This is a genomic window from Streptococcus sp. CL5.50 (genome assembly GCF_049738015.1).
GTDB lineage: Bacteria > Bacillota > Bacilli > Lactobacillales > Streptococcaceae > Streptococcus > Streptococcus mitis_CA.
Window position 1 is genome coordinate 24,842 of record NZ_JBKOTR010000010.1, and the last position, 22,254, is coordinate 47,095.

The 22,254-nt window shown below is 36.3% G+C and carries 21 protein-coding genes and 1 tRNA gene; 19 read left to right on the plus strand and 3 right to left on the minus strand.

The genetic code is table 11. The features are described 5' to 3' along the window. Positions 1-33 precede the first annotated feature (33 nt). From ACLNCV_RS07405 to ACLNCV_RS07440, 8 genes are all read left to right on the plus strand, one after another. Positions 34-300, plus strand: coding sequence for a chorismate mutase (locus tag ACLNCV_RS07405; protein WP_136937027.1), 267 nt, complete (start codon positions 34-36; stop codon positions 298-300). Next, a complete protein-coding gene (gene crcB / locus ACLNCV_RS07410; protein WP_084886381.1) occupies positions 297-671 on the plus strand; it encodes a fluoride efflux transporter CrcB in 375 nt (124 codons plus the stop codon). Before ACLNCV_RS07405 ends, crcB (ACLNCV_RS07410) begins: the two co-directional genes overlap by 4 nt. Continuing rightward, positions 665-994, plus strand: coding sequence for a fluoride efflux transporter CrcB (gene crcB / locus ACLNCV_RS07415; protein ID WP_012972531.1), 330 nt, complete (start codon positions 665-667; stop codon positions 992-994). The genes crcB (ACLNCV_RS07410) and crcB (ACLNCV_RS07415) overlap by 7 nt, the downstream gene beginning before the upstream one ends. Positions 995-1,112: 118 nt before the next feature. Continuing rightward, positions 1,113-1,460, plus strand: coding sequence for a 50S ribosomal protein L19 (rplS, locus tag ACLNCV_RS07420; protein ID WP_001068669.1), 348 nt, complete (start codon positions 1,113-1,115; stop codon positions 1,458-1,460). A gap of 42 nt (positions 1,461-1,502) precedes the next feature. Beyond that, positions 1,503-1,574, plus strand: a tRNA-Arg gene (locus tag ACLNCV_RS07425). Positions 1,575-2,266: 692 nt separating this feature from the next. Continuing rightward, positions 2,267-3,133 (plus strand): helix-turn-helix domain-containing protein, encoded by an 867-nt coding sequence (locus ACLNCV_RS07430; protein ID WP_125393585.1) that lies wholly within the window; start codon positions 2,267-2,269, stop codon positions 3,131-3,133. A 151-nt stretch (positions 3,134-3,284) separates the two neighbouring features. Further along, positions 3,285-4,016, plus strand: coding sequence for an MFS transporter (locus tag ACLNCV_RS07435; protein ID WP_424845047.1), 732 nt, complete (start codon positions 3,285-3,287; stop codon positions 4,014-4,016). A gap of 122 nt (positions 4,017-4,138) precedes the next feature. Beyond that, positions 4,139-4,498 (plus strand): hypothetical protein, encoded by a 360-nt coding sequence (locus ACLNCV_RS07440; RefSeq protein ID WP_232196994.1) that lies wholly within the window; start codon positions 4,139-4,141, stop codon positions 4,496-4,498. A gap of 234 nt (positions 4,499-4,732) precedes the next feature. On the opposite strand, the gene yidA is transcribed toward ACLNCV_RS07440, so the two are convergent. Further along, positions 4,733-5,539 (minus strand): sugar-phosphatase, encoded by an 807-nt coding sequence (yidA, locus tag ACLNCV_RS07445; RefSeq protein WP_141230376.1) that lies wholly within the window; start codon positions 5,537-5,539, stop codon positions 4,733-4,735. Positions 5,540-5,551: 12 nt separating this feature from the next. Beyond that, positions 5,552-6,856 (minus strand): HD domain-containing protein, encoded by a 1,305-nt coding sequence (locus ACLNCV_RS07450; protein WP_261126699.1) that lies wholly within the window; start codon positions 6,854-6,856, stop codon positions 5,552-5,554. A 71-nt stretch (positions 6,857-6,927) separates the two neighbouring features. On the opposite strand from ACLNCV_RS07450, the gene ACLNCV_RS07455 reads away from it, so the two are divergent. The 11 genes from ACLNCV_RS07455 (at position 6,928) to ACLNCV_RS07505 (ending at position 20,691) form a co-directional block, all read left to right on the plus strand. After that, entirely contained in the window at positions 6,928-7,305 is a 378-nt protein-coding gene (locus tag ACLNCV_RS07455; protein WP_084926588.1) for a DUF1934 domain-containing protein, read from the plus strand. An 89-nt stretch (positions 7,306-7,394) separates the two neighbouring features. Next, positions 7,395-7,727, plus strand: coding sequence for a putative DNA-binding protein (locus ACLNCV_RS07460; RefSeq protein WP_000402062.1), 333 nt, complete (start codon positions 7,395-7,397; stop codon positions 7,725-7,727). Positions 7,728-7,729: 2 nt separating this feature from the next. Further along, entirely contained in the window at positions 7,730-7,945 is a 216-nt protein-coding gene (locus ACLNCV_RS07465; RefSeq protein WP_049508835.1) for a hypothetical protein, read from the plus strand. 17 nt (positions 7,946-7,962) lie between these two features. Beyond that, a complete protein-coding gene (gene ffh, locus ACLNCV_RS07470) occupies positions 7,963-9,534 on the plus strand; it encodes a signal recognition particle protein (protein ID WP_078352047.1) in 1,572 nt (523 codons plus the stop codon). A gap of 108 nt (positions 9,535-9,642) precedes the next feature. Beyond that, positions 9,643-12,900 (plus strand): helicase-related protein, encoded by a 3,258-nt coding sequence (locus ACLNCV_RS07475; protein ID WP_424845048.1) that lies wholly within the window; start codon positions 9,643-9,645, stop codon positions 12,898-12,900. Next, complete coding sequence (locus tag ACLNCV_RS07480) at positions 12,893-13,576, plus strand: DUF4391 domain-containing protein (RefSeq protein WP_070842738.1); 684 nt, start codon at positions 12,893-12,895, stop codon at positions 13,574-13,576. Before ACLNCV_RS07475 ends, ACLNCV_RS07480 begins: the two co-directional genes overlap by 8 nt. 481 nt (positions 13,577-14,057) lie before the next feature. Next, positions 14,058-15,809, plus strand: coding sequence for a site-specific DNA-methyltransferase (locus tag ACLNCV_RS07485; RefSeq protein WP_424845049.1), 1,752 nt, complete (start codon positions 14,058-14,060; stop codon positions 15,807-15,809). Between the two features lies 1 nt (position 15,810). Beyond that, complete coding sequence (locus ACLNCV_RS07490) at positions 15,811-16,515, plus strand: SLATT domain-containing protein (protein WP_261028700.1); 705 nt, start codon at positions 15,811-15,813, stop codon at positions 16,513-16,515. Between the two features lie 32 nt (positions 16,516-16,547). Continuing rightward, on the plus strand, positions 16,548-19,625 hold the full coding sequence (locus ACLNCV_RS07495) for a type III restriction-modification system endonuclease (protein ID WP_261028701.1): 3,078 nt from the start codon (positions 16,548-16,550) through the stop codon (positions 19,623-19,625). Positions 19,626-19,638: 13 nt separating this feature from the next. Then, the gene (locus ACLNCV_RS07500; protein ID WP_084926581.1) at positions 19,639-20,091 is read left to right on the plus strand and encodes a CFI-box-CTERM domain-containing protein; all 453 of its coding nucleotides are present in this window, start codon (positions 19,639-19,641) and stop codon (positions 20,089-20,091) included. A gap of 291 nt (positions 20,092-20,382) precedes the next feature. After that, positions 20,383-20,691, plus strand: a complete 309-nt coding sequence (locus ACLNCV_RS07505) for a hypothetical protein (protein ID WP_084926580.1) — start codon at positions 20,383-20,385, stop codon at positions 20,689-20,691. Positions 20,692-20,782: 91 nt separating this feature from the next. Here ACLNCV_RS07505 and ACLNCV_RS07510 read toward each other — a convergent pair whose 3' ends face one another. After that, on the minus strand, positions 20,783-22,066 hold the full coding sequence (locus ACLNCV_RS07510) for a uracil-xanthine permease family protein (RefSeq protein ID WP_004234765.1): 1,284 nt from the start codon (positions 22,064-22,066) through the stop codon (positions 20,783-20,785). Positions 22,067-22,254: the final 188 nt, after the last annotated feature.

A 22,254-nucleotide genomic window follows, 5' to 3' on the forward strand; every position in this document is an offset into this window, starting at 1 on the left:
TGATACAATAATTCAAATAAAGGAGGAGACTGTATGGATTTAGATATTATTCGCCAAGAAATTGATCACATCGACGATCAAATTGTTAAACTTCTAGAAGAACGAATGCACTTAGTTGAAGGGGTTGTCGCTTATAAGAAAGCTTCGGGTAAACCGATTTTAGATACCAAGAGAGAAGCAATTATCTTTGAAAAGGTTAGAAGTCGTGTAGAGGACAAGCGCTATCAGGAGACTATTGTCTCGACTTTTTCGGACATACTCAAACGTTCGCGTGATTATCAGGATCAAAATATCAAATGAAAAAAGAGCAATTTTATCCGCTAGGAATTTTTCTAGCTGCTATGTTGGGTGGATTGGTTCGCTACCTGGTTTCTACTTGGTTACCAGCCAGTCCAGATTTCCCTTGGGGCATCCTTCTTGTTAACTATTTAGGCATTTTCTGCTTGGTGTATCTTGTTAAGGGCTATTTAGTCTATAAGGGAACCAGTAAAGGCGTTATTTTAGCACTGGGTACAGGTTTTTGTGGTGGTTTGACAACCTTTTCTAGTCTCATGCTTGATGCTGTGAAACTACTGGATACAGGGCGTTATCTTAGTTTAGTTATGTATTTGCTTTTGAGTATTGGTGGAGGTCTACTCTTGGCTTATTTTCTAGGGAGGAAGAAATGGTAATGGTCTATCTTGCAATTGCTTGTGGCTTCGGAGCTCTAGTACGTTATTTCTTTTCCCGCTATAATCAAGCATCTAAATTGCCACTCGGAACGCTCATAGCCAATCTTCTAGGTTGTTTTTTAATTGGATTATTCTACAATCATGTGGAATCTAAGGAAGTCTATGCTATTTTAGCGACGGGTTTTTGTGGAGGTTTAACAACCTTTTCTACCTTAAATGACGAACTCCAAAGACTGTTAAGTGATAAGAAGGTATTTTATTCTTATTTAGCTTTGACCTATCTAGGTGGTTTGGTTGCGATTTTTTTAGGAATTCTGCTATAAATTTCTTTACTTTTTTATGGAAATTTGGTAAACTGTATCTTGTGTGTAATGGACGCACAAAAATACAGTTTATCCGCTGAGGAAGGTTCCTCAAGATTGACAAAGATAGGAGAATAAAATGAATCCATTAATCCAAAGCTTGACTGAAGGTCAACTTCGTACAGATATCCCATCATTCCGTCCTGGTGACACTGTTCGTGTACACGCGAAAGTTGTCGAAGGTAACCGTGAACGTATCCAGATTTTTGAAGGTGTTGTTATCGCACGTAAAGGTGCTGGCATCTCAGAAAACTACACAGTTCGTAAAATCTCTAACGGTGTAGGTGTTGAGCGTATCTTCCCAATCCACACTCCACGTGTTGAAAAAATCGAAGTTGTTCGTTACGGTAAAGTACGTCGTGCGAAATTGTACTACTTGCGTGCACTTCAAGGTAAGGCAGCTCGTATCAAAGAAATCCGTCGTTAATTCGACTAAAAAACTCTGCTTTTTCAGCAGAGTTTTTATCTAGCTCCCTTAGTTCAATGGATATAACAACTCCCTCCTAAGGAGTAGTTGCAGGTTCGATTCCTGCAGGGGGCATTTTTAGTAAATTAAGAAAAATAAAGAATATTCAAAGTGTTTATTTATAGGCAATCATCACAATTTAGTTTTTTGAAATAGGTTAGTGTTTTTTCTTTGACTAATTCATAATCAAAATTTTACAAAAAATTATATTTTGATCAATGAGTACAGATAAAGTGGATCAGCAAAGTAACTTTGACATCTATTAGTTAAAAAATAAGGACTTCCTTTGTTAGAATGTCCTTATTTTTATTATGGAATTGGACAAATGAGGTAAAGGTTCAGATCTATGAACTCAGAAAGTAAGTACAAAGCTTTAAACAGCTTTCAAAAAGATTTAGTGTGGATTTTTCGGGCTAAGGTATGTGACAAAATGAATTGATTGTTATGAAATAGAGAGCCGAAAAAATGGGTAAAATCGTTATTATTCCCCTGAATTTGCTATGTTGTAAAAGATTATTTCTGGTCTGTTAAATATATCAATAACAAAATTTAAACATGATAGTCTAATATCTAATCCATTTAAAGTGAATAAGTTTATCAATCAATTGAGTAAGAAAATTTCAAAAGAAGAAGAGATGGGTTTTCAAAAATAACCTATCTAGTCATTGTTTATATATAATTTGTATCTTTTTGTTTATTAATTTGTATTTAAAATTTAATCATGTTACAATTGAAATTGAAATCGAATAGAAAAGGAAAATGCAAACGTGGGCACATTATTAGCAACAAGATTAAAAAATAGACGAAAAGAATTAAAAATGTCTCAGCGAGAATTGGCTGAGGGGATATGTAAACAGGGACAGATTAGTCGATTAGAGAATGGAGAATTTACTCCAGGAGCCGACTTTTTATATGCTCTGTCTAAGAAGTTAAAAGTTAGTATAGATTATTTTTATAATGAGCAGATTGGAGAGGAGATTGATGAGCTACTAGAGTTTAAGAAGTTAGCCCAGACTTTTATCACAAATCGAAATTATGAGTCTTTGAAATATATATATGAACTAGAGAGTGTAAAGGTACATCGCTTGTCTCTAGTAGATAAGTTTTATATGGAGTGGATAAAATCTCTTATAGATTTTTATTTCTATGGGCAAAAAGAAGAGGCTGTGGCAAGATTGGAGAAGGTACTGTCTCAGTTAAATGTAACTGACCTGATCTACCTTCAAGTTGCAAATACTCTATTTAATTTTTATTATGATATTGAAGTTTTAGAGAGTTTTAATAAAATTCGAGAAAAGTTAGAGTGTCAAGTAAATCAACTCAAGTTAAACACAATCGAAGAATTAAACCTTTCTATTAAATTTAATTATAATGTTTGTCGCTATCTATGGTTGCAGAATAATACTGAAGAGGCTATTACTAAAATCACAGATACGATAAAGCAATGTAAGATGTATAGAACAACATATCTTTTGGCTGATTTGTATGTATTGATGGGAAATGTCAGTAAGAATTTTTCTTCTAAAGTTGCAGTAAAAGATTACTTTGAAACGGCTTATTTCCTATATAAGCTTGAGGGCAATATGTCAATGGCTCTAAAAATTGAGCATTACATTGCAGATCTAACAGAATAGTAAAGACGATGTTCATAAGCATCGTTTTTTTTAATTTAGATAGATACAAATATGTATTTTAAAAAAATAAATAAAAAAATATTATCAAAATAATTGACATAATAACATCGAAGTGCTAAACTAAAGGCAAAAAATAAAAGGAAAGAACGCTGTGAATATCAACAAGAAAACGTTTTATACAATTACTTTTGGTGAGTTTATATCAAATGTTGGAGATAGATTTCAGAAAATTGCTTTTCCAATCTTAATTTACCAAGAATTTCATTCGTCTTTTGCAATGGGAGGAATGGTGATTATTGAATTGTTACCTCAATTCTTGTTGGGATTCGTTATGGGTTACTTACTAGATAATTTCAATAAGAAAAAAATACTATTATGGTCTACATTAATACCTGCATTATTATGTAGTGTAATACCGATATTATCTAAATATTCAGTTTCTATATTTTTTTACTATGTTATTGCATTTTTGATACCTTTATTTTCGACACTTTTTCAAACAGGATTCTCAGTCATTACTCCTGCCTTATTTGAGAAGGAAGAATTGCAAAAATATAATTCTCAATTTCAAGGTGTACGAACTATTTCAAAATTAATTTCTCCAGCTCTAGCAGGGGTATTAATGTTAAAGTTTAATATTAATAGTATTTTTTTTATTAATAGTGGTTCTTTCTTGTTATTATTTCTTTCAATACTAATTTCATATATTCCAGATCAAGAACACAAGAAGAATGGTAATGATGATATAAAAGAAATTTTTGTAGGTTTTAAAGAGAACTTTACAAATATTAAATTGAGGATTTCTTTACTCTTTACTATTGTTGTGAATATCGCTATGCTAGGCTTCAATGCAACGATTATTATTATTTACAGGATCAATTAAAATTATCAAATAGTCTTGTTGGTATTGTTTACTCAATTGCTGGATTTGGAAGTTTGATAGCAGTAACCTTTCTTTCTACTTTTTTGAATAAGAAGGATGCTTTTATATTGATGAATATATCAATGGCAACCATCCCACTTGTCATTATGGCAAGCGGAATAGTAGAAAATTGGATTTTTTTTGGAATTTGTTACTCAATTTTGAGTGGACTAATTACAATAGCTTCTGTCTCAATTACAACAATACAGCAACAAGAAAGTACTGAGTATAATATTGGTAAAATACTTTCTAGTTCTTTTGTAATAGCTACCATTTTTGCTCCTTTTGGAGGGATACTGGCTGCTTATTTTAATTGGCTTTTAAACCCTAGATTAAGTCTAGTTATTTTGGGATTACTAAGTAGTTTATTGGTTATTCTTATAAAGAGTTATGAAAAAAAGCTAACTAAGAAAAGAACTGCAATATTTATAAAGGAAGATTAGTGGGTTAATTATCATTAGAAAAAATAATATTAATTCGTAGTAAAATAAAAAATTGAAAAAGGTTTTACATAATGTACTACCTAATTCAGATTTAATAATTATTGAGGGGATAGAACTAGAAACCAAAAATACTGAATCTTAAACTGCCCCCAAAAGTAAGATTTTTCTGTCTAACTTTTGGGGGCAGTACATTATCTCTAACTTCTGGAGTGCTTTTTCTACATTCAAATTATTTTACAGTACCCATGTACGGATGGCATGGGCTACGCCAGATTCGTCATTTGTTTTAGTGATGTATTTGGCGATTTTTTTGATTTCTGGATTTCCATTTTCCATGACAACAGGGTTGCCAACGACTTCCAGCATGGCACGGTCATTTTCTTCATCACCGATAGCCATGGTTTCATCTTTGGTCAATCCGAGTTTTTCAGCTAAGTGAGTAATAGCTGAACCCTTGTCCACATTCTTCTTAAGGAGTTCGAGGTAGAAAGGAGCAGATTTGTTGATGGAGTAGCGTTCGTAAAATTCTGCTGGAATTTTTTCAATCGCAGCATCGAGAATCTCAGGCTCATCGATGAACATACATTTGACGATTTCCTTGTTAGCCATTTCTTCAGGTGTGCGGTAGAAGATAGGCATGCTGACGAGGGTTGATTCGTGCACTGTGTATTTTCCGATATTGCGATTGGCAGTGTAGATGCCGTCCTTGGTAATAGCATGCATATGGACACCGAGCTTACGACTGAGAAATTCCATATCTAGATAATCCTCGTAGGTCAAGGATTCACTGATAATCTCATGGCCTGTAGCGGTTTCTTGGACAAGGGCACCGTTAAAGGTCACCACATAGTCACCCTCGTCTCTCAACTGCAAGTCGTCCAGAAGTTTGGCAACACCTGCGATAGGGCGGCCAGTTGCAATGACGACTTTGACACCAGCTTCTTTGGCATCTTGGATGGCAGAAAAGACTTCAGGAGTGATCTCCTTTTGACTGTTGACTAAGGTTCCGTCGATATCGACGGCAATTAGTTTAATACTCATAAATTTCCTCTTCTACTTTTTATTTGGGGTAAAATGATCGTTCTCAATCAAGTGTAAAAATTGCTGGGTAATGCTTGTGAAGATACTGTTTTGGTCTAACATTTCTTTTGGAAAATAAAAGCGATTATCTCCGTGGCGACTGCCAGCAAGGGATTGGACGATAGGGGACAGGCTAGAGAGTTCTGCTAGTTGACCATTTTTTTGTAAGATTTCAATCTGTGTCCTTGGGTTTTCAGATTCGGGACGATAGATATCATAAGGAAGGTCAAAGTTCTTATGAATGGCAGTATAGTAGTCGGGATCAAAGCCGATGTCCTCAACCAATTTTCTCATGCTGGCTAGTTGGTCTTGGTCTTCTTGTGAAAAGGTAATAGATTTAAAGACCTTGCGGTTGACAAAGCGTTGCGACAGGTCTGCAAGAATCTTGTCAGGACTGGTCATCCAGAGCTGGAAGTAGGTATTCATCACACCATCATCCAGATCCAAATAGTCAGATAAGGTCACATTTTTTTCAAAGAAAGGCAGGAGGTGTGGAGAAGTTCGGGCAAAGAAATCCTTGTCCTCAGGGTAGAGTTCCTTGGCACGTTTGAGAAGATTCTGTAGGAGAACTTCCATGGCGCGTGTTGCAGGATGAAAATAAACCTGCATGTACATCTGGTAGCGACTGAGGACGTAGTCTTCGATGGCGTGCATGCCATTGCGCTGAAAGGCGATACCATTTTCGACAGGGCGAATGACTCGGAGAATACGTGTCAGGTCAAATTCCCCATAAGATGCTCCTGTAAAATAGGAATCGCGCAAGAGATAGTCCATGCGGTCTGCATCAATCTGACTAGAAATGAGTTGCACGACCTGCTTGTTAGGATAGGTATGGTCGATGACACTGGCTACTTTTTCTGGGAAATCTGGCGCTACTTGTAGCAGGATTTGGTGAATTTCCGTCTCAGGGCTTTGAATAATCTCCTGGGTGATGGCTTCATGGTCGGTATCAAAGAGATGTTCAAAAGTATGGGAGTAAGCACCATGCCCAAGGTCATGGAGGAGAGCAGCGGTCATGGTCAAGAGAGACTCAGCAGGATCCCATTCTTCAGTATATTTTTCTTCAAAAATCTCCGTGATACGTCGAGCAATCTCATAGACTCCTAGACAGTGAGAGAAGCGGCTGTGCTCCCCACCGTGGAAGGTATAACTGGAGGTTCCCAGTTGTTTGATACGACGCAAACGCTGAAATTCTTTTGTATTAATCAAGTCATAGATGATTTGATTATTGACATGGATGTAGTTGTGAACTGGGTCACGGAATACTTTTTCGTTCATATGACCATTATAGCAAAATCCTGCTCTTTTTGGTAAAATAGTAGAACAAGAGACAAGAAAGAGGACCTGATGTGAAGATTCGGATGCGAAATACGATTCAGTTTGATGAGCAGTTGGAAGTGATTGATCAGCTTTATGATGTTGAAGTGCATGAAAAGGGAGATTATAGCTACCTGCTTTTCTATAATGAGGAAAAGGAAAAAGTGGTTATTAAATTTCATGGTCAAGAACTGGTGATGAGCCGATTTTCTAATCCCAAGACTATTATGCGCTTTCTAAAGGATAGCGATAGTTTAGCTTATATTCCTACACCTATGGGCATGCAGGAGTTTATCATCCAAACGAGCCATTATCAAGTTGATGGGCAAAAGATTGAACTAGATTATCAACTACAAAATCAAGAGGGACATCCCTTTGCCGGCTATCAATTGGAAATTACTTGGGGCTAGTCTCTTGTTTTTTCAAATTTAGCTAGCTATCTTCTTGGATTGGCTCCCTAGTGTGGTAGATTAGGCTATTTTTTGGTATAATAAAAGTTATGGAAATCGAAAAAACCAATCGTATGAATGCGCTCTTTGAATTTTATGCGGCGCTTTTGACAGATAAGCAAATGAATTATATCGAGCTATACTACGCTGATGATTACAGCCTTGCTGAGATTGCCGAGGAGTTTGGTGTCAGTCGTCAGGCTGTCTATGATAATATCAAGCGGACAGAAAAGATTCTGGAAGATTATGAGATGAAATTGCACATGTACTCGGACTACATTGTTCGCAGTCAAATTTTTGATCAGATTTTGGAGCGTTATCCAGAGGATGCTTTTCTGCAAGAGCAAATTGAGATTTTGACCAGTATTGATAATAGGGAGTAATCATGGAAAATCTTGTTGTCTATAAAGGAATACCTTGCAAACTATTAGCTGCAGAGGAACCATTTCCTACAAGACTACAAATTCTCTCACCTGATTCTATTCCTCAAGCCCTTAAAGAAGGATTTAGCTGTTGGGGATATCCAAATGAAATCATGAAAGAAGTCACAACCGAAGAACTAGAGAGTTTGCAACATTTCGGACGATTTCCACTGAATTGAAAAAATAGGAGAAAATAATGGCATTTGAAAATTTAACAGAACGTTTGCAGAACGTCTTTAAAAACCTACGTAAAAAAGGAAAAATCTCTGAATCTGATGTCCAAGAGGCAACCAAAGAAATTCGCTTGGCCTTGCTTGAGGCCGACGTTGCCTTGCCTGTTGTAAAGGACTTTATCAAGAAAGTTCGTGAGCGTGCAGTCGGGCATGAGGTCATTGATACCCTTAATCCTGCGCAACAAATTATTAAAATCGTTGATGAGGAATTGACGGCTGTTTTGGGTTCTGATACAGCAGAGATTATCAAGTCACCTAAGATTCCTACAATCATCATGATGGTCGGTTTGCAGGGGGCTGGTAAAACAACCTTTGCTGGTAAATTGGCCAACAAACTCAAGAAAGAAGAAAATGCTCGTCCTTTGATGATTGCGGCAGATATTTATCGTCCAGCGGCTATTGACCAGTTGAAAACTCTGGGTCAACAGATTGATGTGCCGGTTTTCGCTCTTGGAACAGAGGTTCCAGCTGTTGAGATTGTTCGTCAAGGTTTGGAACAAGCCCAAGCTAATCATAATGACTATGTCTTGATTGATACGGCAGGGCGTTTGCAGATTGATGAGCTTCTGATGAATGAGCTTCGTGACGTGAAAGCACTAGCTCAACCAAATGAAATTCTCCTCGTGGTTGATGCCATGATTGGTCAAGAAGCGGCCAATGTTGCGCGTGAGTTTAATGCTCAGTTAGAAGTAACTGGGGTTATCCTTACCAAGATTGATGGGGATACTCGTGGTGGTGCGGCCCTATCTGTTCGTCACATTACTGGAAAACCAATCAAGTTCACTGGTACAGGTGAAAAGATTACAGATATCGAAACCTTCCACCCAGACCGTATGTCAAGCCGTATCCTTGGTATGGGGGATATGCTCACTTTGATTGAGAAAGCTTCTCAAGAATACGATGAGCAAAAAGCCCTTGAAATGGCTGAGAAGATGCGTGAAAACACCTTTGATTTCAATGATTTCATTGATCAGTTGGATCAGGTGCAAAACATGGGGCCAATGGAAGACTTGCTCAAGATGATTCCAGGTATGGCTAACAATCCAGCCCTTCAAAACATGAAGGTAGATGAGCGTCAGATTGCTCGTAAACGTGCTATTGTGTCTTCCATGACACCTGAAGAACGTGAAAACCCAGATTTGCTAAACCCAAGCCGTCGACGTCGTATCGCTGCAGGTTCTGGAAATACATTTGTCGAAGTTAATAAATTCATCAAAGACTTTAACCAGGCTAAACAACTCATGCAAGGAGTTATGTCTGGGGATATGAACAAAATGATGAAGCAAATGGGGATCAATCCAAACAACCTTCCTAAAAATATGCCAAATATGGGAGGAATGGATATGTCTGCCCTTGAAGGTATGATGGGACAAGGTGGTATGCCTGACTTGTCAGCTCTCGGAGGAGCAGGAATGCCAGATATGAGTCAGATGTTTGGTGGCGGACTCAAAGGTAAAATCGGTGAATTTGCTATGAAACAGTCCATGAAACGCATGGCTAACAAAATGAAAAAAGCGAAGAAGAAACGTAAGTAAGACAAAGGAAGGCCGCAGAGCTTTCCTTTTTTAGAAAGAAGAATAAAGGTCTATTTTGAATTTGCAAAGAATGATATAATAGTAGAAATAGTCTAATAGGGAGGGATTATGGAAATTGATAATCGATCAATTCGTCTTGGAGATGAGTTAAAGAAAGAATTGAAATCAGAGAGCCGAGTCAAAATTGCAGCAGCAACCTTTTCTATGTTTGCTTATCAGCAGTTGAAAGAGGAATTGGAGAATATTGAAGAGTTAAAATTTATTTTCACAAATCCGACTTTTGTAACAGATGAAACCAAAACAGATTTCCGTGAATATACGATACCCAAAAAAGAACGAGAACAATCGATTTTTGGTGGAAAGTATGAACAGAAATTGATGAATGAGTTGACCCAAAAAGCGATTGCTCGTGAATGTGCTGATTGGATCCGAAGAAAAGCGAAATTTAAGTCTATTAATATTGAAACAGATGAAATACCAAATGGTATTCGAATTGAAAATTCGGATGATGTAGTGGCAGTAGATCGTTTGAAAAACTTTGATCGCAAAGAATTAGGATATGAAGCTTCTCTATTTAAAACGAGTAGAAACCTCTATCATGCACCACTGAGTTTAAATTATTTAGATGAATTTGATAATCTCTGGGAAGAAGATGATTATTTTCGTGATGTTACAGAAGAGTTTTTGGAGAATTTAAACCTGGCTCATAAAGAACATTCTCCTGAGTTCATTTACTATGTGATGCTATATAATTTATTCAATGAATTTTTAGAAGATATCAATGAAGACTTTTTACCAAATGAAGGGGTTGGTTATAAAGAAAGTAAGATTTGGGGGCTGTTATATGATTTCCAAAAGGATGCAGTGAAATCAATTATTTCTAAATTAGAAAAATTTAATGGATGTATTCTAGCGGATTCGGTTGGTCTTGGGAAGACTTATACAGCTTTAGCGGTCATGACTTATTATTCTTATCGAGGCAAACGTATTTTAGTACTTTGTCCTAAAAAGTTAGAAAATAACTGGAATATGTATCGTCATGATTATGTAAATAATCCAATTTATGATAGACATTTGCTTTATGACGTGCTTTATCATACAGATCTCAGTAGAGATAAAGGACACTCTAATGGAATTGATTTGTCCTTAAATAATTGGCATACTTATGATTTGGTCGTCATTGATGAGTCCCATAATTTTAGAAATGGTGGTTCTAGCGAAAATGACTTATCTGAGGGAAAAGAAAATCGATACAGCCGTTTAATGAATCGAATCATAAAGTCTGGTGTTCCTACAAAGGTACTAATGCTATCAGCCACACCTGTTAATAATCGCTTTAATGATTTGAAAAATCAAATTGCTTTAGCCTATGAAGGAGATACGGATCAAATTGATAGTAAATTAGAAACAAAATCATCTATAAACGATATTTTCAGAAACGCTCAATCTGCTTATAACAAGTGGGCTGATCTACCTGCAGAGGAGAGAACAACAGATAAACTGCTATCTACATTAGATTTTGACTTCTTTAAAGTACTAGATAGTGTAACAATAGCCAGAAGTAGAAAACATATTCGCGAATTTTATGATAGAGAAGCTATTGGAGAATTTCCACAGCGCTTAAAACCTCTTAATTTTGAACCTGATTTAACGGTTTCAAATCTCGGAATTACCTATAAAAAATTATATCACTTACTTGATAAACTCCAGTTGACTATCTATCAACCATCGATACATATTTACCCATCAAAGAGAGCTAAATACGATAAAAGTAAAGAAGGGATAATGGGGAATTTAACTCAGTTTGGTCGTGAGTCTGGTATCAAAAAACTGATGATGATTAACCTGCTCAAACGTTTAGAAAGTTCTGTTGCAGCTTTTCGATATACTTTAATAGATGTTGTTAAAGATTATGTAGAAAAGACCTTAAAGGCTATCGAGGAATATGAATTGACAGGCTTGGACCATTTATCTCTTAATCCTCATCTTGATGAAGATGATTTTGATTTGGAAGATAGTAATTTCGAGTTCTCTATTGGTAAGAAAAATCGTATTGCTCTACAAGATATGGATTATCGTAGTTGGAAGGTCGAGTTAGAACAAGATTTTGCAATATTGACAGAGCTAGAAGATCTAATCAGTAAAATAACGCCACAAGAAGACCAAAAACTTCAGACTCTTTTTACCTTGATAGATGAGAAACTAACAAATCCAATCAATGTTGGTAATAAAAAGTTGATTATTTTCTCCGCATTTGCGACAACAACGAACTACCTTTATAAACATATTAGTCAGTATGTCTTGGATAAGTATGGTCTTTACACTGCTCAGATTTCAGGTACAAAAGGTTTTGCAACAACTTTGGAAACTAAAAATAAAGACCTCAATTCTTTGTTAACTTATTTCTCTCCTAAATCAAAATCTCGTGATGTTCTGTTTCCTGGTGATGAGAGTGAGATTGATCTTTTAATTGCAACAGATGTGATTTCCGAAGGTCAAAACTTACAAGATGCAGATATGATGGTCAATTACGATATCCACTGGAATCCTGTCCGTATTGTTCAACGATTTGGTCGTGTGGATCGAATTGGTAGTCAAAATAAATACATTCAATTAGTTAACTTTTGGCCAAATCTTGAGTTAGATGAGTATATCGATCTCAAGTCTAGGGTTGAATCGAGGATGAAAATTTCTGTCTTGACTTCGACAGTAGATGATAATGTTTTATCTAGTGAAGAAATAGAGGATAATAATTACCGAAGAAAACAATTAGAACGTCTTAGAGATGAAGTAGTCGATCTAGAGGAGATGAATGATGGTATTTCCATTATGGATTTAGGATTAGAAGATTATCGTATAGACCTTCTTAAGTATTTGGAAGAACATCCTGAGTTAGAAAAAGTTCCTAGAGGTTTGCAAGCTATTTTACCTGCCTCTAATAAAGAATCAGAAGGTGTCATTTTTGTCCTAAAAAATAAAGATCAGGTAAAAGGAAAAAATCATCAAAATCAGCTTCATCCATATTATATCCTCTACATCAATAGAAATGGAGAACTGCTGTTATCCCCTTCTGAAAGCAAGAAAATATTGGAGCACCTCAGTAGCATTTGTCGAGGGCAAAGTAAACCATTAAGTCAAGTAGTAGACAAGTTCAATCGCCAAACAAAATACGGTAAAGAAATGGTTGTTTATTCGGAATTGCTTCAAGAGGCAATCGATCAACTAATGGAACATGATCAGATTTCAACGATGGATGCCCTATTTAACTTTGGATCTGTTGATTTGATGAATACTAGCATTGAGGGAATGGATGATTTTGAGCTAATTTGTTTCTTCATATTGATGAAAGGGGATTCTGATGATTAGATTTCCGTCCTATACAGCCTTATCAAAACCTCACATTCTATATCGGCCTCATAAAAAGGGCAATAGTGATTTTTTTGATAACCTTAATGTATCTGCAAAAGACAAGAAAGATTTTAGAGAACAGATTAGAGAAATTCAAATTACTCATCAGATTGATACAAGTACCACTAATATTCCTGCTGGAAAAAAAGTGAAGCAAATCATGGTTTTAGAAATAGAATTCGAACAAATGGATGTTTCCTTAACTTTATTAGAACAGCTAGATATAAGATTAGGGATTTACACAGCTTTTGTATTAAAATATCCACAAGGTAGAGATGAACTTCTTATTCATTATAAAGAGCCTTTGGGTCAAGAAAAGGATGGCAAGCACTTTAAGATTGTCCGTCGCTTTCGGACGAATGATGATGTAAGCATTGGCTTTGAGGGAAATGATTTAGATGATGTTTATGAGAGTCTTGTAAAAGAAACTGGTAAGAAAGAGCTACAAGTTTTAGAAGCAAGTAATCTTAGAAACTCTATTGAACTCAGTGACCAATTAGATAAATTAGATAAGAAGGCACAGCAGCTAAAGAAAAAGATGTATTCTGAAAAATCAATGAGAAAACAAATGGAAATAAAAAGAGACTATCAGGCTACATTGAAAGAAATAGAAGATTTAAAGAAGCAAAATTGATTGTAAATTTTGACAAAGGAAAATCAGAAATTGAGATTAGAGAACTCTTTTGATTTCAACCCCTATTTTTGATAGAATGAAGCTGTAATTTATTAAAAATGAAGCATTACAAAGATAGGATAAGCCAACTTAATTTTTTATAAAATTAAAATTACAAAAGCTTGACAAAGCTAAGAAAGGATACTACCATGAGCACAGCACAGCACAGCACAGCACAGCACAGCACAGCACAGCACAGCACAGCACAGCACAGCACAGCACAGCACAGCACAGCACAGCACAGCACAGCACAGCACAGCAAACAGGTGAAAACTCTGGACTTGAGAAATTAACTCTCACTTCAAAAGATGTTTTTACAGATAATATTTCAAAAATTGGTCAACTTTTTCCTGAAGTTCTGACGGAAAAGAGGGATGAATACGGCAAATTAGGTCCTGCGATTGACTTTGAGAAACTTAAACAGTTTTTATCAGAGGAAATTGTGGATGGTCGAGAATCCTATGAGTTTACTTGGGTTGGAAAGCGTGAAGCTATCGCAGAAGCTGGGCGACCAACTACCAAAACCCTAAGACCAGATCTTGATGAAAGTGTTGACTTTGAAAATAGTGAAAATGTCTTTATTACTGGAGATAATTTAGAAGTCTTAAAAATCTTACAAGAATCCTATCTAGGAAAAATCGATATGATTTATATCGATCCACCCTATAATACAGGAAAAGACTTTGTATACTCTGATAAGTTCCAAAAAACAGACGAAGAGTTGAAGGAAGAGATGGAACTTTTGGATGAAGAAGGACACCAAGTAATTGGGCTCACAAAAAATGAAAAAACTTCGGCCCGTTATCACTCAGACTGGCTCAATATGATGTATCCACGCCTCCGCCTAGCGCGTAATCTCCTCAAGGATTCAGGTGTTATCTTTATCTCTATCGATGATAATGAACAAGCCAACCTCAAAGCTATCTGTGATGAGATATTTGGAGAGGAGAATTTTGTAGCGAATCTAGTATGGATGAATAAAGAAGGAGGGGGGAAGTCTGATTCTAAGTTTTTCAGAAACAAACACGAGTACCTCTTAGTTTACACCAAGCAGATTTTAGAAGCAAATATAAATCCAAAGCCGGTTGAAGATATAGATCGTTATAGGTTGAGTGATGAATATGAAGAGATTCGTGGAAAATATCAATTAATAAAATTGGATAGTGGAAGTTTAGGATGGTCCAAAAATTTAGATTATCCAATCGAATTTGAGGGAAAAATGTATTATGCTGGAGGTAGTAAAGAGAAATGGGAGATTAGGCAAACAGGAGGAGCATTATTAAAAGATTGGGGTTGGCGTTGGTCTAAAGAAAAACTTCAATGGGGTATTGAAAATGATTTTGTAGTTTTTCAAAATGGAAATGTCTATACAAAACAGTATCTAAATGTTGATAAGGATGGAAATTTAGCTCCTAGAACAATTCAACCTATAGCAGTAATTGAAAAATTTTCTACGACACAATCTAATAAATATTTAAAACAAATTTTTGGCAATTCAATTTTTAACTATTCAAAACCGTATGAGTTAATTTATGAACTTCTATCATATGCAACTAATAGAGATTCACTTGTCTTAGATTTTTTTGCTGGATCAGGTACTACTGCAGATTCTGTGATGAGACTAAATGCAAGTGATAGTGGAAATAGAAGGTTTATTGTAACAACTTTAGACGAGCAAATATTGAATTCAACCGACTTTCAAACTATTGACCAGATTTCTCGTGAGAGGATTCGTCGTGCTGCTGCAAAGATTCAGGAGGAGCATCCAGAGTTGGTTGGCAAGCAAGATTTTGGATTCAAAGCTTACAAACTAGACTCTTCTAATTTTAAAGATGTTTCAGCTCGGCCAGATCAATTTATCCAAGGAGAACTTTTTGATAGTGTATCCAATATCAAGGAAGGACGTAGTGGATTAGACTTACTTTTCCAAGTTATGCTGACATGGGGAATGGAACTGTCACTAGCTATTGATTTGGAGAAAGTAGCAGGATCAGAAATCTATGACGTAGATCAAGGTTCGCTCATGGCTTGTTTTGAAGATGAAATATCAGAAGAAGTCATCCGTCATATCGCTCAAGCGCAACCACTCCGTGCCGTCTTCCGTGATAGCTCATTTGCCAATTCGGCAGATAAGATTAACGTAAGTGAAATCTTCAAAGAATTGTCACCACATACAAAAGTGAAGGTGGTGTAATGTGAACGAAATTCTTGATTTTAAAGATAGAGATATAGACTATGAGATTAATTTAAAATGCAATTCGATAGATACTGTAAGGGCAGCTAGAATTAATACAAGTAAAAGATTGTACGAGTATGCTGAAAAATGGGAATTGATCTTTTTAGCAATGAGTATAATGTCAACGGGTTTATTAGTGTATTCGCTAATAAACCCTGAAAATAAAGATAGATTAGCTTTGTCGGCTTTGTTTTCCATATATTCTTTGCTTGTCCAGAATTTTGTTGCTAAGTTGAATTATAATGAGAGAGCTCTGAAATTACACTATCATCAGTTAGAATTAGAAGACTTTTTACTTGAATTAAAATCAATTATTTTCCAAAAATCACTTAGTGATGATGAAAAAATTAATAAATACCAACAGATAATGTCAAGGTATCAAATTAGTTTACGAGGAAATGAAAATCATTCAGATTTTGATCACAAGTATGCTAAAAAGTATCAGAAGAGAAAATATTGTCAAGGTAATTCGCAATCTGACATGGAATCTAAAGTAACAGAAGAGACAATTGAAGATGGTAAGAAAAAGTGTTGCCTAAAAGATGCCTTTCTTTATATTGAGCAATTTATCAAGATACATGATTTTAGTTGGAATAAAATCATTATTTGGTTTCAATATATATTGATTCCACTAGTTCTTATCTGGTATTTGGTTTTATCCTGAAAGTAATAAATTATAAAGAAAAATATAGAATTATGAAACTACAATTTAAAAAACAACAATTTCAGTTGGATGCGGTTAGTGCTATTGCAGATTTATTTCAAGGGCAAGCCAAACATACTGGAGTTCAGTATATGGCGGATCCAGGTCGTCTCAAGTCAGATGAGGTAGATTTGGTTTTAGATGCTTATCGAAATGCACCGATTCAATTGAGTCAAACAAGTATACGAGAAAATGTTCATACTATGCAAACTCGTTATGGTTTGCGTCCTTCTGATAAACTATCGATTGATATGATTGCTGGGAGAGAAGCTTATAATTTTTCCATAGAGATGGAGACGGGAACAGGGAAGACCTATACGTATATCCGTACAATTATGGAGTTGAATAAACGTTATGGCTGGCTTAAGTTTGTTATTGTCGTTCCAAGTGTCGCTATTCGTGAAGGAGTTCTCAAGTCTCTACAGATCATGTCAAGTCACTTTCAGATGGAGTATGGCAAGCAACCACGCTATTTTGTCTACGATTCTTCACGTTTAGGTGATTTGGATAGTTTTGCCAATTCGTCAGACCTTCAAATCATGGTCATCAACTCTCAAGCCTTTAATGCAAAAGGCAAAGATGCGCGACGGATTCATTCCGAACAGGAAAGTTTCCGTTGGCGTCGTCCAATTGACGTCTTGGCAGCTATGAATCCGATTATGATTATTGATGAACCTCAGTCTGTTGAAGGGAAACAGACAAAGGAAAGACTAAAAGATTTCAAGCCATTGTTTACGCTACGTTATTCGGCTACCCACAAGGAAAAGCATGATATGGTTTATAGATTGGATGCCATGGATGCTTACAATCAAAAATTAGTGAAGAAGATTGCAGTTAAGGCTATTGAGCAAACTGGGACGACCGGGACACAAGGATATCTATATCTACAAGAAATCATTCCACAAAAAACAGGAGCACCCAAATCAAAAATTGAATTTGAAGTAAAAACGCAGTCAGGTGTCAAAAGGAAATTGAAGGTGGTGGAAGAACCCTTTGATTTGTACGCTGAATCAGGGAATTTATCTGCTTATAAAGGAATGACCCTTAGTCACTTTGATGCAAGAGAGAACAAACTTCAAGTTGGTGTGTCGCAAGAACTTCAAGTCGGTGAAGTGATTGGACAAGTGGATGAGTCGAGCATCAGAAGAATTCAAATCCGAGAGACCATAAAAAGTCATATCGAAAAGGAAAGTAAACTGTACAATCGAAGAATTAAAGTATTATCCTTATTTTTCATCGATGAAGTGGCCAAGTATAAGCAATATGATGAACATAATGATGCCTATAATGGAGAATACGCTCAGATTTTTGAAGAAGAATACCGAAATCAAGTAAACCAGTTTATCCAAACACAGGAACCAACCCCTTATCGTAGGTATTTGGAGGCTAATCTTGAAGGAAATTCAGTTCATGCTGGTTACTTTTCGGTAGATAAAGTGAAGAAGTCAGATAAGACCATTTTTGTGGACTATAAATCTGCCAGTGAAAAGAAGAACAATCTTTCAAATGACATTGATGCCTATGACTTAATTATGAAGGACAAGGAGCGTTTATTGAGCTTTGAAGAGCCAGTTCGTTTCCTATTTTCTCACTCAGCTCTAAAAGAGGGATGGGATAACCCAAATGTCTTTCAAATCTGTACGCTGAAGCAATCTTCAGCGGAGACTCGTAAACGTCAAGAAATTGGTCGTGGTATGCGTTTAGCAGTTGACCAAAACGGAATTCGTCAGGATTTTGAACTCTTAGGAAATGATGTACATGAAATCAATAAACTGACAGTAATTGCAAATGAAAGTTATGATCAATTTGCTCGAAGTCTACAAGAAGAAATAAAAGAACTCTTAGCAGATCGTCCTGCAAAAGTGGATGTTAGTCTTTTTGCGAATAAAGTTCTAACCAATCAAGAAGGACAAACAATACGAATTACCAAGGAACAAGCAGATTCGATTCATTTTGATTTAATTCGACAAGGCTATATAGATCGTGAAGGACAATTGACTACAGAATATTTTACTGCAAAAGAAAATCATCAGTTACAACTGTCTGAAACACTAGCAGGTTATGAGGATAAGCTGGTAGAGATATTGGAGAGCGTTTATCATGCTGGACAATATGAAATTGAAAATGCCAATCATTCAGTCATTCAGTTCTCAAATGAGGTGAATCAAGAAAATATTGCCCGAAAAGAATTTTTAAATCTCTGGAAGCAAATCAATCGTAAGACGAGTTACCAAGTAGAGTTTGATGATGCGGAATTGGTAAAACATTCGGTTGACTATATCAATGAGAAATTAGTCGTCAGCAAACCAAGCTTTCATATAACTCAGGCAAGCGCTACTGAGATGAGTAAGGAAGAAGGACTCCATTTGACAGTTGCTGAAAATGATCGCCAGCAAGAGTATCTAAATGGTTCGCAGATTATGACCAAATATGATTTACTAGGGGAGATTGCTGAGCAGACTGGTTTAACTCGTAAGTTGGTTGCGGAAATATTAAGTAAAATCTATGTCTACCAATTTGACAAGTTTAAACAGAATCCAGAAGAGTTTATTCTTAAGGTTTCGAAGCTCATTAATGAACAAAAAGCAAGTCAAATTATCAAGCATATTCAGTATAATGTGTTAAATGAAGAGTATGATATGGACTTGTTTTATGACAATCCTGAAACTGCTAACAGATCAGATGATCACTTACTTGAATCCAAAAAAGGGATTTACAATTTTGTAAAAGTTGATTCAAATACGGAGAAGACCTTTAAAGAAGCTTTGGAACAATACGAGGATGTTCGTGTTTATGTGAAGTTACCAGGGAAGTTCAGTATTGCGACTCCACTTGGAAACTATAATCCTGACTGGGCAATCGCCTTCCGTGAAGGAAGTGTCAAGCATATCTATTTTGTTGCAGAAACGAAAGGCTCTATGTCTAGTCTTCAATTAAAACAAGCTGAGCAAGCAAAAATTGCATGTGCGCGTGCTCACTTTAAAGCTTTAGCTCAAGCTGGATTGATTAATGATCAGCACATCTATGATGTGGTTTCTAGCTATGAGGAATTATTAAATATTGTAAGATAGAGAGGAAAAAGAAATGGAATTTGTTGTATATCGTAAGGGAAGAGAAGTAGCTGTTTTTCAACGTAGGAGTGATGCAGAGAGATATGTGCGCTCTAAAACTGGATTTTTTGGCGAACCAGATGCTTATTATCAGATTGAACAAAGAGGTTGTTATTTGACAGAAGCAGCTGTAACTTACAAAGGATTAGCAGATGATTGTGATGAATTGATGACTTTACGAAAATTCAGGGACTCTTATCTAGCTTTGCAAGATGGTGGTCAGGAGGAAATTGAATCCTACTATAAGATGGCTCCTCAGATTGTTGCCAAGTTAGAAGAACATCCAAATCGAGAGGAAATACTAGATTCTATCTGGTCAGAACTTGTCTTACCTTGTGTTTCCTTGATTAATGCAGGAGAGAATCAAGCTTGCCATCAATTATATAAAACATATACACTGGAACTGTCACAAAAAGTGGTCCAATAAAACGATTAGAATATACCAAAAGAGTTCGGTTCCTCGCTAACTTGTATAGTGAAGAGGAACCCGAATTCTATTTAGATTTCCAATACCAAAACAAGCGTATCAAGCTAGTCACAAACTCAACTTATATTGAAGATTTTGATTGGTATGATGACGAGACAAAAGAAGAAAATTTCACTAGATGGCTTGATGGAATGGTGGGAGTGTAAGGGGGTATTTTTACCCCTTGGGATTTAAGGAACTAAGAAAACTATATAAATAGTATCAACTAACACAAAAAGGAATAATAAAGAAATGAAAGAACTAAATTTTTTGAAATATGCAACTATTGTATTTATGCTTTTTATCTTCTTTTGGGTAAGCTTTGGTGGTTATATCTTAGGAACTCAAGGAAATAATGAAGTAGAAACAGAGCAACATATAAATAAAAAGATAGAAGATAGTGGATTGAAAGCAGAAATGAAAGACTCTGAGATTTTGGGTAAGTTTTACAATGAAAAAGGCTATTTTATAGTAGTGTACAATGGTACTACAAAAGCCCCAGAAGTTTTTCAGGTTGATTTTTCTGAATGGGAGCTTATGAGTGTGGGTGAGCTGTATTAAAATGCTGTAGAGATCATACACTCACTTCTAAATATCAAAAAACGAGCACTTCCGTAATTGGAAATGCTCGTTTTTTGATGTGTTTAGACTCTTAGTCTTTATTTTCGTATGGCAAGATTAAGTTCAAGATGATTCCTGTCATGGCTGATAGGGCAGTTCCTGAAAGGGTAACTGGACCGAGTTTAAGGATAGCTCCTCCAAGTCCAAGTACCAACATAGCACTTGCGATGATTAGGTTACGCATTTGACTGAAATCCACACGTTCTTTGATCAAGACTTTCAAACCGTTGCTGGCGATAACTCCATAGAGAAGGATTGACATACCACCAAGTACAGCATTTGGAATGGTTGAAATCAAGGCAGTGAATTTACCAAGGAAGCTAAGGGCAATCGCGATAAAGGCAGCGTTACGGATAACTGAGACAGAAGCGATACGAGTCATACCGATAACCCCTGTATTTTCTCCATAAGTTGTATTGGCTGGTCCACCAAGGAAGGCAGAAACAGAAGTTGCGATACCGTCACCAAGAAGAGTACGGTGAAGACCTGGTTCTTTCAAGAATTGACGGCCACAGATTTGACCCAAAACAGTATGGTCTCCAATATGTTCAGAAATTGTTACGATAGCGATTGGCAAGATGGCGATGGTTTCTGGCCCAAAGTAAAGATTGTATTCTTTAAAGGCACCACCTGTGCTAAATGGCAAGTAGAAACCAGGAATTTCAAACCAGTTAGCTTTTAGAACTGGTGTAAAGTCAACCAAACCAAGAGTTAGTGCGAAGAGGTAACCACCGATAATTGCAAATAGGAATGGAATGATTCGTAGGAAGCCTTTTCCCTTTGTATTGATAAAGGCAGCAATTAGGAAAGTAACAACCGCTACAAGAGCATTTTTCCAATTTCCATCCGCTACAAGGCCAGCGTTAGTAACAGCTGAACCTGCAAGTCCAAGACCGATAACGATGATCATAGGTCCGATGATGATTGGTGGCAAGAGTTTATCAATCCATTTTGTACCTGCAAAACGAACACCAGCAGCCACAAGGACATAGACCAAACCAGTCAAGATAACCCCTGTTTGAGCAGCAGACACATCACCACCCATTTCTTTCATAGCCAGTGACATTGCTGTGATAAAGGCAAATGAAGAACCTAGATAAACTGGAACTTTAAAACCAGTTGAAATCATGTAGATGAGTGTTCCAACACCTGAAGCAAAAAGGGCAACAGATACAGGCATTCCCAAAATCAAGGGTACCAAGATGGTCGCACCGAACATGGCGAAAACGTGTTGGAAACTAAGGAGAATTCCTTTTCCAGCTGAAGGACGTTGGTCAACGTCTAGTAACAAATCAACAGTTGATTCTTGTTTCATATAAACCTCACTTTTGGGCATCAAAAAAGAGCCCATTATTTTACAGCAATAGGCCCTCAGAGTAAGACTTCTCTAAAATCTAAACTTTAAAGAGTTTTAAATATTTCTGCGTCTTCGTCACCTCACGGGATGACATTAAAAACCTTTGCTTGTGATAGTATAGCAGAAATTACGAACTTTGTAAATAT